At 65.3% G+C, this 14,284-nt stretch carries 12 protein-coding genes and 1 pseudogene; 8 read left to right on the forward strand and 5 right to left on the reverse strand.

What is annotated here, in order from left to right:
- Positions 1–6 precede the first annotated feature (6 nt).
- Positions 7–858 (reverse strand): helix-turn-helix domain-containing protein, encoded by an 852-nt coding sequence (locus ACZ5GT_RS09700; protein ID WP_469017943.1) that lies wholly within the window; start codon positions 856–858, stop codon positions 7–9.
- Between the two features lie 168 nt (positions 859–1,026).
- On the opposite strand from ACZ5GT_RS09700, the pseudogene ACZ5GT_RS09705 reads away from it, so the two are divergent.
- The 3 genes and pseudogenes from ACZ5GT_RS09705 to ACZ5GT_RS09715 all read left to right on the forward strand — a co-directional run.
- Positions 1,027–2,211 (forward strand): annotated as a pseudogene (locus ACZ5GT_RS09705) (IS110 family RNA-guided transposase); the annotation flags it as partial.
- 414 nt (positions 2,212–2,625) lie between these two features.
- Positions 2,626–3,042 (forward strand): hypothetical protein, encoded by a 417-nt coding sequence (locus ACZ5GT_RS09710; RefSeq protein WP_469017946.1) that lies wholly within the window; start codon positions 2,626–2,628, stop codon positions 3,040–3,042.
- Positions 3,043–3,049: 7 nt separating this feature from the next.
- Entirely contained in the window at positions 3,050–5,548 is a 2,499-nt protein-coding gene (locus tag ACZ5GT_RS09715; RefSeq protein WP_469017949.1) for a tetratricopeptide repeat protein, read from the forward strand.
- 2,454 nt (positions 5,549–8,002) lie between these two features.
- Here the strand turns inward: ACZ5GT_RS09715 and ACZ5GT_RS09720 are convergent.
- Both ACZ5GT_RS09720 and ACZ5GT_RS09725 read right to left on the reverse strand, forming a co-directional pair.
- Positions 8,003–8,230: a hypothetical protein gene (locus ACZ5GT_RS09720; protein ID WP_469017951.1), complete on the reverse strand. Its 228-nt coding sequence runs from the start codon at positions 8,228–8,230 to the stop codon at positions 8,003–8,005.
- A 133-nt stretch (positions 8,231–8,363) separates the two neighbouring features.
- A complete protein-coding gene (locus tag ACZ5GT_RS09725) occupies positions 8,364–8,639 on the reverse strand; it encodes a hypothetical protein (RefSeq protein WP_469018358.1) in 276 nt (91 codons plus the stop codon).
- A 148-nt stretch (positions 8,640–8,787) separates the two neighbouring features.
- Between ACZ5GT_RS09725 and ACZ5GT_RS09730 the strand changes: the two genes are divergently transcribed.
- The 3 genes from ACZ5GT_RS09730 (at position 8,788) to ACZ5GT_RS09740 (ending at position 10,126) form a co-directional block, all read left to right on the forward strand.
- Positions 8,788–9,057 (forward strand): type II toxin-antitoxin system Phd/YefM family antitoxin, encoded by a 270-nt coding sequence (locus tag ACZ5GT_RS09730; protein ID WP_469017954.1) that lies wholly within the window; start codon positions 8,788–8,790, stop codon positions 9,055–9,057.
- Positions 9,047–9,505: a PIN domain-containing protein gene (locus ACZ5GT_RS09735; RefSeq protein ID WP_469017957.1), complete on the forward strand. Its 459-nt coding sequence runs from the start codon at positions 9,047–9,049 to the stop codon at positions 9,503–9,505. The genes ACZ5GT_RS09730 and ACZ5GT_RS09735 overlap by 11 nt, the downstream gene beginning before the upstream one ends.
- A 381-nt stretch (positions 9,506–9,886) precedes the next feature.
- Entirely contained in the window at positions 9,887–10,126 is a 240-nt protein-coding gene (locus ACZ5GT_RS09740) for a hypothetical protein (RefSeq protein ID WP_469017960.1), read from the forward strand.
- A gap of 140 nt (positions 10,127–10,266) precedes the next feature.
- Here the strand turns inward: ACZ5GT_RS09740 and ACZ5GT_RS09745 are convergent, their stop codons facing one another.
- Positions 10,267–10,923 (reverse strand): TetR/AcrR family transcriptional regulator, encoded by a 657-nt coding sequence (locus tag ACZ5GT_RS09745; RefSeq protein ID WP_469017963.1) that lies wholly within the window; start codon positions 10,921–10,923, stop codon positions 10,267–10,269.
- Between the two features lie 231 nt (positions 10,924–11,154).
- Complete coding sequence (locus ACZ5GT_RS09750) at positions 11,155–12,366, reverse strand: cytochrome P450 family protein (protein WP_469017966.1); 1,212 nt, start codon at positions 12,364–12,366, stop codon at positions 11,155–11,157.
- 257 nt (positions 12,367–12,623) lie between these two features.
- Between ACZ5GT_RS09750 and ACZ5GT_RS09755 the strand changes: the two genes are divergently transcribed.
- Both ACZ5GT_RS09755 and ACZ5GT_RS09760 read left to right on the forward strand, forming a co-directional pair.
- Complete coding sequence (locus ACZ5GT_RS09755) at positions 12,624–13,106, forward strand: SAM-dependent methyltransferase (RefSeq protein ID WP_469017970.1); 483 nt, start codon at positions 12,624–12,626, stop codon at positions 13,104–13,106.
- A gap of 38 nt (positions 13,107–13,144) precedes the next feature.
- The gene (locus ACZ5GT_RS09760; RefSeq protein ID WP_469017973.1) at positions 13,145–14,104 is read left to right on the forward strand and encodes a D-2-hydroxyacid dehydrogenase family protein; all 960 of its coding nucleotides are present in this window, start codon (positions 13,145–13,147) and stop codon (positions 14,102–14,104) included.
- Positions 14,105–14,284: the final 180 nt, after the last annotated feature.

The raw sequence follows: 14,284 nt of genomic DNA on the forward strand, positions 1-14,284 counted from the left end.
ATTCCTCTAGGGGGTGACGGCGTCTCCCAAGTCCCGGAACTCCTTCATCACCCGCAACAGCAGCTCCCGCACCTGATCACCAAAGACGGCAGCACGCTCGAACCGGCCGAACGTCTCCTCGTACGCGGCCAACTCCGCGGAGTCGACCGACACCCTCTCACCGGCGAACGTCTCGACCACGACCGCCCGCTGATCGCACAACGTGAACCCGTGCCGAGGCAGCACCGGGACCGGCCGACGCCACGGAACCACCCCGAGCCGGACAGTGCTCAGACTCTCGACAGCCAGCAGCCGGTCGAGCTGAGCGAGCATCAACGCCGGGGTGTCGGGCCAGGTCCGCAACACGGCTTCCGTCAGCACGAACACCGACTCCCGCCCCGGCTCGTACAGCACACTCTGCCGCTCCACACGGGCAGCGACAGCACGGCCGACCGCCTCAGCAGTCGAGTTCGGCACACCGGCGAAGACGTGCCGGGCATACTCCGCGCTCTGGAGCATGGCCGGCAGGACCACGCACTGGAACGACCGCACCAGCCGAGCGGAGCGAACCTCTTCGTCGACGGTCGTACCGGCAGAAGTTGCCCCGCCTGCCAGTTGGTCAGAATCTGCGGCAGCAACCACGGCGGCCAGGAGGTCACGCACCTCACGAGCGGTCGACTCGTCGAGGCCGAGGGCACCGGAGAGCCGGTTGAGCACATCAAGGCTCGGAACCATGCGCCCGGTCTCGACCTTGGACACGGTCGGCTGCCCCACACCAGCGCGCTGCGCCAGCACAGCGCCCGTCAGACCAGCCTCAGTTCGAAGCACACGAAGACGCGCACCAAGCGCCCCCATCCGCTCCTGCCGTTCACTCCCCATGCCCAGGGTTCTACACCACCGGCCAGCTCGCACAGAAAAGCCGATCACGGCCACTGTCAACCATCACCTGGGACCGAACCGTCAAGCCTCTACCGGGATCGGACAAACCGACCAGCTCCAGCATGATTCAAACTTTCAAGGCGGCTCGCTCCGCTCACCGCGCGCGGCATCGACTGGGCCACCGACCACCACGACATCGCGCTGCTCGACGAGACCGGCGCCCTCCTGGACAAGCTCCGCATCGACGACACCCCCGCCGGCCTCAGCCAGCTCCTGCAGCTGCTGGCCCAGCACGGCGACAGCCCAGAGAACCCGATCCCGGTCGCCATCGAGACCTCTCACGGGCTCCTTGGTCGCCTGTTTACGCGCCACCGGCAGACCGCTCTACGTGATCAACCCGCTCACCGCCGCCCGCTACCGCGACCGCTACGCACTCAGCCGCAAGAAGTCCGACCCGCTCGACGCCAAGGTCCTGGCCAACATCCTGCGCACCGACCCGGCCGAACACCGGCCCCTGCCCGCGGACAGCCACCTCGCCCAGGCCATCACCGTGCTGGCCCGAGCCCAGCAGGACGCCGTCTGGGACCGCGTCCAGACCGGCAACCGGCTGCGCTCCCACCTGCGGGAGTACTTCCCCGGCTTCCTCACCGTCTTCAAGCACTTCCGCGAAGGCCTCGCCTCACCCGTCACCCGCGCTCTGCTCGCCGCAGCCCCCACTCCGACCCAGGCCGCCCAGCTCACCCGCGCCCAGCTGCGAGCGATCCTCAAGAAGGCCGGACGACAGCGGGAGATCACCGGCGAGGTCGAACGCCTTCACACGCTGCTCCGCGAACCACAGATGCAACAGCCACCCGTCATCGAGCAGGCCATGGGCACCAAGACCCTCGCTCTGTTGCGGCAGTTCGACGCGGCCTGCACCAGCGCCGACGACCTGGAAGCAGCCACCACCGCCGCCTTCGCCACCCACCAGGACGCCGAGATCATCACCAGCTTCCCCGGCCTCGGGCCCTGACGGGCGCCCGCGTCCTGGCCGAACTCGGCGACGACCACACCCGCTTCACCAGCCCACGCGCGCTGAAGGCCTACGCCGGATCCGCTCCCGTCACCCGATCCTCCGGACGCAAGACCACCGTCCTGGCCAGGCACATCAAGAACCAGCGTCTGGCCTCAGCCGGCTACATCTGGGCCTTCGCAGCCCTCACCGCATCCCCCGGAGCACGAGCCCACTACGACCGCCGCCGCGCAGCCGAAGACCGCCACGTCGCAGCCCAGCGCAACCCCTTCAACCGGCTACTGGGCTGCCTGCACCACTGCCTCACCCACCGCATCCCCTACGACGAGCAGACCGCCTTCCCCAGCACCCGCTTGACTGATCAACCGCATCGGATGTCTGTCTCTGCCCCGCTCCAGCCCGGCCGGCGCCCGTGCCGCGCTCCAAGCATGCAGCCACCTGATGCAGAGAAGGGGTACGTCGTGGCTGGGGCGGTCGGCTCCGCGGCTCTACGGAGCCACTTTGGCGCGACCCTCGAAGATCATGGCCCCAACGTCGTGCTTTACCTGGCAGGTCCACAGACTGTCCGACGCGCCGGAAGCGTACGGGGCCATGATCACTCGCGCCAAACCAGCGCCAGCCCAAAGCCGCTCCACCGACCTCAATGAGATGTCAGTGTGCGACCTCTCTCCGCTTCAGTTCTCACGTTGAGGGGACAACCGCACGAGCTGGCACTAACCTGACAGTGTCTACACCGTCCGAGCTAGGGGAAGTCTATGGACCCCGCACTTCTGGCACTCGCCACAGCGAGCGCCAATTCACTAGTCAGTCTGCTGACATCGGACGCTTGGGAGAAAGTCAAACTTGGCATTTCTAGGCTTTTCGGGCGCTCCAACCAAAGAGCCGCTGAAGAGGCTGGCCGCGAACTCGAGCTGAACCGCCAAGAACTTATTAGTTCAATTTCACGCGACGACCTAGAGACAGTTGATGAACTGCGGGCAGCATGGCGCGGTAAATTCCGGCGACTGCTCATTGAAGATCCGGAAGCCGAGGAGACTCTTCGAGAGATCCTTACGGAATGGAATCCCGAGGAGGCTCAAAAAGTGACCACCAGTGTAATCACACAGTCAGCCTCGGCTTCAGATCACGGACGAGTTTACCAACAAGGCAGCGGAACCCAGATCAACTACTGAGGTCGGAATGCAGCATGAGGCGCAACCCAATTGGAATTACCTAGAGGGTTCCAGTAGAGGCAGGGGGCGTTTATACCAGCATGGCTCTGGACTGCAGATAAATGCGGAAAATCTGAACGTCGGCACACTCGAAGAACTGCCTACTCAGGCACCTCCCGCCCCTCCTTTCATTCCGCTTCCAATTCGCGAAATACCCCCTCTGGAACTCGGCGTCCATCGCTCCGAAGAAATGGAAAGAGGCCTTCCTCCTTACGTACCTAGAAGCATCGACAGACGCCTTCGCGACCGAGTCCAGCAAAGTCTCGATAGCGGAGAAGTCGCTCTTGTTGTAGGGGATTCAACTGCTGGAAAGACGCGCGCTGTTTACGAGGCCTTACTCCAGTGCGCACCTGATGCCCTAACCTATGCGCCCATAGATGGGCACGAGCTGGTTGCCTGTTTTCGAAACATCCTGGAGAGCACAGAGAAGGTAGTCGTCTGGCTGGACAACCTCGAACGTTACATTGGAGTGGATGGTCTGACTCCAACGCTCGTGGCAATCCTGCGGCGCCAGCGAGTTCCGATCTTGGCAACGATTCGCGCCGAACAATATCAGCGTCTCTATCCCACCGCCGGCAGCTCCCCCGATGGTCACGAACATAGCTCACCCTCGGTAAGAATTCTGGAGCAGATAGAGCCGATCATCCTGTCCCGCCTATGGACAGCAGACGAGGTGGCTCAGGCTAAGCAAGAAGCCGATGATCGGATCCTCAAGGCAGTCGCCTTCAGTACTTACTACGGCGTGGCTGAATACCTGGCATCTGGACCCCGGCTGTATCAGGAATGGTCACTAGCTTGGGGTCCTGGTTCTAACCCGCGAGGCGCATCAATCGTCGCAGCGGCGGTTGACTGCGTTCGCATGGGAATCACCGAGAGTGTACCTAAATCATTTCTCGTTAAGCTGCATGACACATATCTGGCAAGGGTAGGCGGCGCACTCTTGCAGCCCGAATCTCTCGAAAATGCATTTTCGTGGGCGACGAGACGAAGATTCGGCGTCACCAGCCTACTTGTCTCGGTTGATGGCAAAGACAAGTACAGAGTTTTCGATTATCTCCCAGACGCCATTGAGCGCTCCAATGAGACTCCGAGCATTCCTTCAGCGTCATGGGAAGCAGCTATTGACTATTCCGGCCAGTCCCGTAAGCGGCTACACAATATTGGAGTCGCTGCAGCATCACGCGGAGAACACAGTTTCGCCGAAAAGGCATGGACCGGGTGCGTCGAGCTGGGTTCAGTATCAGCACTGGTAAACCTTGGAAGGCTATATCAGCAGCAGGGGCGTGAGGAAGATGCAATCAGAGTCCGCGAGGAGGCAAGGAGCAAGGGAAGCGGAAAGGCAAGTATTGATCTTGGGTATCAATACGAAGAGAATGGGCAGATAGAGAAAGCAATTGAGCTGTATCGAGAGGAGGCGGACAAGGGAAACGAGCACGCAATCTATCATATGGCGACGGCGCTTTACACGGCGCCAGAGGCCGAGCAATACTGGCGTGCTTTGGCAGAGCTTAATCCGGAAGGAAGCGCTCCGCTCGACCTCGCCCTTTACTATCGCGAGACAGAGGAGTTGGAAAAAGAAAAAGAAGTGCTCATCACAAGCGCGGAGAATGGTAACGCTGGAGCTATGAATCAGCTAGGAGTTCTCTACGCTGAAGCTCAGGACACTCAGGCAGCCCGGAATTGGTTCACTGCAGCGTCGGAGAGTGGTGAACAGAATGGGACGTCCAATCTCGGCCAACTTATGTACCTGGAAGGCGAAACAGAAAAGGCCAAGCAACTTCTCACTGAATCCGCTAACTCCGGCAATGCTGGGGCTGCAGCCTTCTTGGGCCGAATCTATCACAATCAAGGGAACATCCCGGAGGCTGAGAATTGGTGGCTCAAGGGTGTCGCGGCAGATGACCCTGAGTCCTGTTACCTAATGGCCAAGTTCATCGAGGAATCGCGGGATGCGGATTCTGCTCGAGATCTCTACGAGAAAGCTGCTGCAACAGGACACACCCGGGCCAAGATTGAGCTTGTAAAAATCCTTCTCGAAGAAATGGAGTTCAATGCGGCCAGAAATCTATTCGAGTCAGTAAAGCACGACGTATACAGGGGGGTGCTCTGCGATATCGCACGGAACTTCACGCGGAAAAGTGATTCGATGCCCTCTAAAGAACGCGAGTCCTATATGGATTCCGTTGCATCGTGGCATAGATTGGCGATTGAAAAGGGGCATAGCCACAGCGGTTGTCCCCTAGGCCTTATCCTACTGGTGCAGGATAAGCTCCCCGAAGCTGAAGAGGCATTTAAGGTCGCAGCTCTGGGTGGACATAATCACGCCGCAGAGGTGCTCGCAGATACGCTTGCGAAGCAAGGGCGCGGGCAAGATGCCGCCTACTGGTCTCGTTTCTCGAAGGGGTTTCGTTCTACTCGAGTTCAGCCAAGGCGTAAGAAGGGATCGAGAAAGAGGAAGCGACACTAATTTACGATCTTGGTGCTGCATTGAGCACTTCAAGCTTCACCAGTAGGGGGAGTGGTAGCTCCTCCTGCCGAAAGGTCCTCGGGAGCCGTTGCAGCACAGCAGCGAAGTGCAGCAACCACCACGACCGGAGGCAACCGACAACAGCCCTCCATGACCGACTGACCAGCCCGCCAAGGGTTCAGAACGAAGACTGCCGTGCCAGACTCGTGCCGCATAAACCGCTAAGCAGATCTGTTGGGCGGTCCGGGCACGAATACTGACGGAGGGGGCGGGAAAAGGGAGGTATCAACTGGAGGAGTCGGTGGCGCACTGGGCACATTCGAACTAGAAGGTCTAGGGGGCTGTCTAAGCCTAGAATTCGCCCCCCATCCTTCTGGCATGTTGATGGTAGGAGGGGTTACTCCGTCATTCTCCAACTCTGCCCCGGCAAGAGCGATAAAACTGTCAAACATTTCGCGAGAAAATTGACCTAGCTGATACTCATCTGTGCGTGCCTGTGCGGGATCCGCCGGGGTAGTTGAGGCATGTGCCATGAGCCAGCGTTGCATGTCAGAACAAAGCTGCCGCAATGTGGTTGATCCTTCGAGCCCGACTCGGACAATCAACGGGCCCATCTGATCTATGGATTCGCGGAACTGCTGATCGTGGTGACTGATCTCCCCTGTAGAAGCATTTTTCTGTACGGCTTGGCGAAGCTCATGAAGGCGTTTAGTGGCTTCTTGGAACCCATCTGCATATTCGAGGAAGACTTGGGTTCGCGCGTCCCTTCGCTGAAGGAGATGCTCCGATCGGATCTGCTGATTCGCTTGTGCTATTTGAGCTTCAGCCTGAGCGAGTTGAACTTGGGATTGAATCCTTACTTGCGCAAGTTGGGCATCTGCCTGTATTCGTGCCTGTTGTTCCGCTTTTCTCCCTGTGAGATGGGCTGACAGTGCAGAGAAGACCCCTCCGACTGTCGCGCCGATCACGCCGCCTAGAAGCCCTGCTAGTCCCGCATCCATGGTCATATCTTGGCAGTGCAGCTACCAAGCGCAGCAACTGCACCGATCCCAACGCCCGGCAGAGCCGGGCGGGCCAGTCCAACAGACCGAAGCGAGGAAGCCACCTCTGGAGGCACTTGCGACGCGCCGGTCTGTAGAAGCCCGCGCCGGCCGTGCCTGCACCCACAAGCGCACCAGATCGAGCGGGGAACAGCGGGAAATCAGGGTCAAGGCGGCCGGTCCCGCAGAGGCCGAGAACCGGCCGCTCGAGCAGGTCAGCGCCTACAGCAGGCCCGCGATGCCCGCAGCATCCCAAGCTGAGGGCTCAGGCACCGTCGCCGCCGACCGGCCGTCCTGGCTTGCTCTGTTCGACAGTACAGACAGCGTGGCTGAGGCCGGTGGGGGTGCAGCGATGCACACGCGTGCCTGGGTGGTCGGCGGACCCGCCGTCGTGGCTGGCTGCCGTTGGCTGAGGTTCAGACGGGGCCATCGAAGGTGCCGACCGTCAGCAAAGTGCACCAAAGTTGGGCCATTCCCTGGGCCGTCCGAGGCCGCTCAACAGTGGCCAATGACGACCAACGACGACCACCAGGCGCACGAGCCCCCCCGACCAGCAAAAACCCAGCTCACCAAGATCCCCGACAAGACCCAGGGCAAGAAGACATAGCCTTCGTGCTTCCAGTGGTTCTCATGCAGCGGCATACGTCACGCGGCTCTCGGAGGTGTCGGGCAGCAGGGTCATCGTCGCCGCCAAGGCCTACGGTGCGGTTCTTCGATACGGGCCCTTCCCCGGGGCCCGGGGGCGAGACGCTCTCTTCCAACTGCCCCAGGCCCACCACGAGAACAGGGCAGTGACGACCAGGCCACGGATGATGTTTGTGGCGTCGTGTCCATTTACGACGCTGAGCAAGCCGCCGATGGCACAGACGACGAAGAACAGGGTAAGGAAGGACCGGATCACGATCTTCATGTCGGGGAAGGGTAACCGGTCCCTGCCGGCTCTTGGGGCACAGAGGGGCAACCTCCCGCACCGAAGGTCGCCCGCCCTCGGTGCCTCCGACGGTGTCTCGCCACCTGAGGAGCTGTTGGCGATGTTCGAGGTTCGGGCCACGTCGAAGGCACCCGTAGTCAGCCGAGTACAGGTCGCGCCACGGGACGTCTCCGACTCGTAGGCGTCGGCGACACTGACGGCAGCGGTGACGGCAACGACGGCGGACGGCAGTAGCCGTCGGCGGTCACCCGCGGCAGCGGCGCCAGCCAGGCAGCGCGCACCGCAGGGCTGTGCCCGCATCTTCTAAGCGCTTGGCCGCAGGTTCGAGTCCTGCCGGGGGCGCAATCACCCTCTCCTCTGCCGAAACGCGTGAGGATTCTTTGATGTCTGGATGCACATCGCCGCGAGAGCAAGCGCCCTGACTGTCCACACCGTGGGTGCATGCCCGATATCCAGGTCGCAGTTGGCGCTGACAGGGCCTGGCTACCCCTCCTCGGCCAGCACCTGGGCGGCCGCGCGTGGGCCCATGAGGTTGGACCACGCCTGTTCAGCCGGGAGCAGGTCCCGCTCGGGCAGGGCGTATTCCGGATACCAGCCCTCAGCCTCGCAGCCGGGGACGTTGCGCAGGATCAGCACGGTCAGGCTCGGCGGGACGGAGCCGGTGATCCGGACGGCGAGGTAGGTGCCCGGGCTCGCTACAACACGGAACACTCCGACAGCCTGAAGCCTTGGCCGGCACCGGGTGGTCGATCTCGTCCAGCGGCGCCGTGACCGGCGGCACCGCGAGGCACAAATCCTCGCGTAAGCAGCGCAGGGCGGGCCGGGCGCACCGGGCCGGGTCCGCTCACTCCCCGATTCCCCCGACCGCGTCGATCTCCTCCGCGGTCAGTCCGGTCAGCAGCACCACATCCGATTTCAGCGACCCATCCAGCACACTGAGCGCCTCGACCATGCCGGACCGCAGATCCTCACGGCGCTGCCCCAGATACACCCGGACCGCCTCGGCCACGAGGTCCTTCTTCGTCAGCCCCAGGAAATGGGCGCCCTGGCTGATCAATTTGTCCGTCGCCGGGTCCACCTTCAGCGGGGACTGGCGTACCGAATTCGCCGCCGCCGTCATCGTCGACACCTCCCCCTCCACGGTGCCCAAATACCTCACCGTGGGGTTGTTTCCGGCACCGCTGCCGAAGGAACCCTGGCTCCGTCCGACGACACGGTGCGGGTAACGGTGTGGCACCGGGTAGCACACCTTCGTTATCGTGGACAGCATGACAGCGCAGCCGGAGATCACTCAGCGCGATCTGCGCACCCGCTCCAAAGAGATCATGGACGCCGTCCAGGGAGGACAGGCGTTCACCGTCACCCGCGACGGGCATCGTGTCGGCGAGCTGATCCCGCTCCGCCGCCGTCGCCGCTTCGTTCCCCGTGCCGAGTTCGCGGCCATGTCACGTACCGCCCCTGACATGTCTCTGGACGCCTTCCGCGACGACCAGGACGCCGCCGCCGAGCAGGAGTTGAACGACCCGTATGCCCGTTGAGTACGAGCAAGGCCTGCTCGACACCAACATCATGATCCTGCGCAAGTGGATCGACGCCGACGAGCTGCCTGCCGAGATGGCCATCAGCGCCATCACCCTCGCGGAACTCTCTGCAGGCCCCCACCAGGTACGCGCCGGCAGCGAGCAGAGCGACTACGACGAACACGCCGAGCGGGCCCGCCGTACGGACATCCTGCAGCGCGCCGAGAACGAGTTCGATCCCATCCCCTTCGCCGTGGAGGCGGCCCGCATCTACGGCAGAATCTGCGCCGCCGTCGTCTCCGCAGGCCGCAAGCCCCGTCGCCGTGTGGCCGACCTGATGATCGCCGCCGTCGCGGCCGCCGAGGGACTCCCCCTCTTCACCACCAACCCCGACGACTTCAAGGGCCTGGACGACTTGATCACCATCGTGCCCGTCACCCGGCCCGAGATCCTGCACGACCGGTAGTGCCCCGTCCGCCCTGCTCTGCCCCGCGCCGGAGGCCAAGGTGGTTCCGCTCCGTCGCGGACACCCACCGCCCGTCACCGACTCACGCCACGCGGGACCTCCATCTGCACGAGCCAGGGCGGCACGAGGCACGGTGATCAACCAAAGGTCCCCCGGGAATGACAGCGAACAGCAGATCACCCGGCTGGAGTTGTTCGTCCGTTGGGCTGCCGCACGGAGGGGTGGTCCGCAGGACGCCCCGTCGGATCACGTACTTCACGGAGGCTGGCCAGCACGCCTTGGGGGCTCGACCGGCCGTCGCTTCACGTCGAACGCTTACCATGATCACGACAGTCTGCTGGCGTGTAGCTCTGCGGCCCGATGGCACTCATCATGAGCGGCATGCGGAATGTCCAGGTGGGAGCAAGAATCGGCAAGAGACGACGGTCCCTTGGTACGGCCTCGGTGTTCTTCTTCGCGATGGGGAGCCTTGACGCAGGTATCTACCTCTCCGAGTTGATCACCGACGGCGACCGCTGGGTCCAGATGCTTGAGTCCGCTATCGGCCTGCTCTTCCTGAGCTGGATTACTGGAGCCGTACACCTTCTGCGGATCAGGAAGACGGAAAGGCAGAACAGGTAGGGGCCCCGGCGCCGACACCTGTGCGGCGCAGCAGCGATTTGCGGCTGACGGAGACGTGGGCTGGGAACGCGGGCGTCAGAGTCAGCCTCGGAAGTCTCCTTGACGGACAAGGGCGCCTTCGCCCCGGAGGGATCGCCCTCTCAATGCCTCCGGTGCGGGCCGAGTTCGATGAGTACGGTGCCGAACTGGGCCGGGGTCAGGGGTGGTTCGGGCAGGGCGGGCGCGGCCGGGTGGGCGCGGAAGCCGTCGAGAAGCAGGGCGAGCGGGCGGGTCCAGCCGTCCGGCGCGACGGCGCTCAGGGCAGGTACGACCCGGCCCAGTGCCGCGAGGGCGAAGAGGACGTCCTCGGTGGTGAGGTCCGGGCGAAGGGTGCCCTGCGCCTGGCCGCGGCGGAGCAGGTCCGCGACGGTGTCGCGGTTGTGGGCGTGGACGGCCTCCAGGGAGGTCACGCCTTCCAGGCTCGTGGTCATGAGGTCGTTGGTGCCGCGGTCCGCGGCCAGTGTCGAGAACACGGTGTGCAGGTACTGCGTCAGACCGGTCCACGCGTCCTCGGCGGTGCGGGCTCGGGCGCCGGCGGCCATCGTCTCGGTGAGGGCATCACGAAAGACCTCGTCCACCAGCGCGGCGCGGGTCGGAAAGTGGCGGTAGAGGGTGGCGTTGCCCACGCCAGCGCGTCGAGCGATGACGTCGAGCGGAGCGTCCAGCCCCTGTTCGGCGAAGACCTCGCGGGCCGTCTGTGTCAGCAGCTTCCGGTTGCGCACGGCGTCGCGGCGCCCGGTCGGCGCTCGGCCGCCCATCGTGCCTCCTCCATCTCCGTCCAGCCCCCGTCCGGGAGAGTGCCGGAGAGTGTGGGGAGTGCCGGAGAGCGCTCCCCGGTACGGATGCTACCGCCCTGCATGTGGGGCTCGGCGACTGCCGGGGGCGCTCTCGGGGGCGTGTTCAGGGTGCCTCTGCGGTCGGGCGTGCTGTCTGCGGAACCGTATGCGCGGGAGCTCCCCGGGTGGATCGGGCAGGTGCCTCATGGGGGCTCATGCCGGCCAGCGCACCGGCAGTTCTCGCAGGCTCCGCATGAGGCTGGTGCGCCACTGGGGTGTGCCGTCGCCGTCGAAGGCCAGGCGGGGGAAGCGGTCCAGCAGGGCGCGCAGGGCCAGGGTCGCCTCCAGGCGGGCCAGCGGGGCGCCCAGGCAGTGGTGCAGGCCGTGGCCGAAGGCGAGGTGGGCGCGGGTCGCGGCCGGATCGCGGCGGAGGTCGAAACGTTCGGGGTCGGGGAAGCGCGCGGGGTCGCGGTTCGCGGCGGCGATGGAGAGCACGACACGCGCACCCGCCGGTATCCGGGCGCCGCCGAGGGTGACCGGTTCGGCGGTGTAGCGGTAGGCGCCCGCCGGCACGGGCGACTCGAAGCGGAGCGTCTCCTCCACGGCGCCTGCCAGCAACTCGGGGTCGGCGCGGAGGGCGCCGAGCTGCGTGGGATGAGAGAGCAACAGGTGGACGGAGTTGGCGATGAGGTTGACGGTGGTCTCGTGCCCTGCGACGAGCAGCAGGAAGGCCATGCCGAGCAGTTCCTCCGGGGTGAGCTGGTCGGTGCCGTCCCCGTCGTGGGTGCGGACCAGGGCGTGCAGCAGATCGCTCTCCGCCGCGTCCCGCAGCCGCCGTTTCTCCTCCGCCAGCCCCGCGAGGTATGCGGCCATCTCCTGCGCGGCGCGGGCGGACTGCTCCGCGTCGTCGATCGCGACGACCTTGGTGGACCACGCCCGGAAGGCAGCCCGGTCCACGTCCGGCACGCCCAGCAGTTCGCAGATGATGGTGAGCGGCAGCGGATAGGCGTACGCGGCCACAAGGTCGGCACGGTCGTCGGCGACCATGGCGTCCAGGAGCGCCCCGGCCGCCTCCTGGATGCGGGGCCGCAGCGCCTGGACGCGGCGGGCGGTGAACTCACGGGCCACCAGCGTCCGCAGGCGGGTGTGATCGGGCGGATCGACCTGGAGCATGTTGCGCCCCACGGCGTACAGCCCGTCGTCCTCGAAGTCGGCGGAGTGCCGCACGTCATTGCGCAGTCTCGGGTCGGCGAACGCGGCGCGCACTTCCTCATGCCCGATCACCAGCCACGACTCGTCCCCGGTGGGGAAACGCACGTGGTGGACAGGTCCGCGGGAGCGCAGCGCGGTGAAGGCGGAGTAGGGGTCGACGGTGAAGTCGTCGGTGAGGTCGGCGAGCCGGACGGTGGGGTGCTGGGTGTGCATCGGCGACTCCCGAGAATGAAGTGGGGAGTGCTCCCCATTTAGGATGGGGGGCGACCATAGCATTTAAACGGGGAGTTGTCCTCGTTTTGGCTGGGTGCGGTCGGCCAGGGCCTGCCCCGCGCATCCAGCCGGGCGCCGGGCCGTGGGCGTGACGATCACTGGGTCCCCCTCGGCCGGACGGCCCACGCCTCCGTCGCCGGCTCGGTACCGTGGGCGGACGGTCCCGCCCCGGGTCCCCGCGACGAAAGGCATGCCGTATGCCCGTGAGCAGCACTCCCGCCGAGCTGGTCGTGCGTCCCGTCGGGTGGGTGATCGGGGGGCGGACGGAGGTCAGGGACGACGAGTGGGGCGAGGTGACGTCGGTCGTCCGGCTGGACGCCGACCGCTTCGGTCCGGACGCGGTCGCCGGTCTGGACGCGTTCTCGCACCTCGAGGTCGTCTACCACTTCGACCGCGTGCCGCCGGACCGGATCGAGTCGGGCGCCCGCCGTCCGCGCGGCAACGCCGACTGGCCCGCCGTCGGCATCTTCGCCCAGCGCGGCAAGAACCGCCCCAACCGCCTCGGCGTCTCCCGCTGCCGTCTGCTGCGCGTGACCGGACTCGACCTGCACGTCCAGGGCCTGGACGCCGTGGACGGCTCGCCCGTGCTCGACGTCAAGCCGTACATGGCCGAGTTCGGCCCCCAGGGCCCCACCAGCCAGCCCGGCTGGGCCACCGAGTTGATGCGCGACTATTACTGACCTGCCGACAGGTTGACGTGCATCGGAAAGGGGATCCCGTGCGGCTGCGCTGCGCTGTGCTCGACGACTTCCAGAACGTGGCGACGCAACTCGCCGACTGGTCCGCGGTGGCCGACCGAGTGGACGTCGTCAGCTTCCCGGAGCACTTCGACGGTCAGGAGCAACTCGCCGCCGCCATCGCCGACTTCGACATCGTGGTCACGCTGCGCGAACGCGTCCCCTTCCCGGCGGAGCTGTTCGCGCGGCTTCCCCGGCTGAAGCTGCTCGTCGCCTCCGGCCTGCGCAACAGCGTCATCGACTACGCCGCCGCCGAGGCGCACGGCGTCACCGTCTGCGGCACCGGGAGTTCCCCGACGCCGCCCGTGGAGCTGACCCGGGCGCTGCTGCTGGGCCTGGCCCGAGGGATCGTCACGGAGAACGCGGCCCTGCGCTCGGGCGGCCCCTGGCAGAGCACGGTGGGCGCCGACCTGCACGGCCGCCGGCTGGGGCTGCTCGGTCTGGGGAAGATCGGCAGCCGGGTCGCCCAGGTCGGCCTCGCCTTCGGCATGCGCGTCAGCGCCTGGAGCCGGCATCTCACCCAGGAGCGTGCCGATGAGGTGGGAGTCGAACTCGCTTCATCCATGCAGGAGTTGCTGACCGCGAGTGACTTCGTCTCCGTCCATCTCGCCCTCGGCGACCGCACCCGCGGTCTGCTCGGTCCCGCCGAGCTGGCTCTCATGAAGCCCACCGCCTATCTGGTCAACACCTCGCGGGCCGCGATCGTCGACCAGGACGCGCTGCTGGCCGCCCTGCACGAGGGCCGCATCGCCGGGGCCGGCGTCGACGTCTTCGACACCGAGCCCCTGCCCACCGGCCATCCGATGCGCACCGCGCCGCGTCTGCTCGCCACTCCTCACCTGGGCTATGTGTCGCGCGCGAACTACGAGACGTACTACGGCCACGCCGTGGAGGACATCCGGGCCTTCCTGGACGGGGCGCCGGTACGGCGGCTCGGCTGACCGCCGGGCTCGTCTTCCTCTCCTGTTCTCCGTCCCTCGGACCCGCCGCACGCCCTCGGACCGGCCCCATGGCCGCGCCCCACGGCCGAAAGGGGTGACACAAGGGGAAATGCCGTGACCACCCGTGAGCGGCGGCGTTGAACGGGAAGTGCGGCGGCGAGCGGTGCCGGCGCACTCACC

The sequence above is a fragment of the Streptomyces sp. NPDC031340 genome (assembly GCF_055569945.1).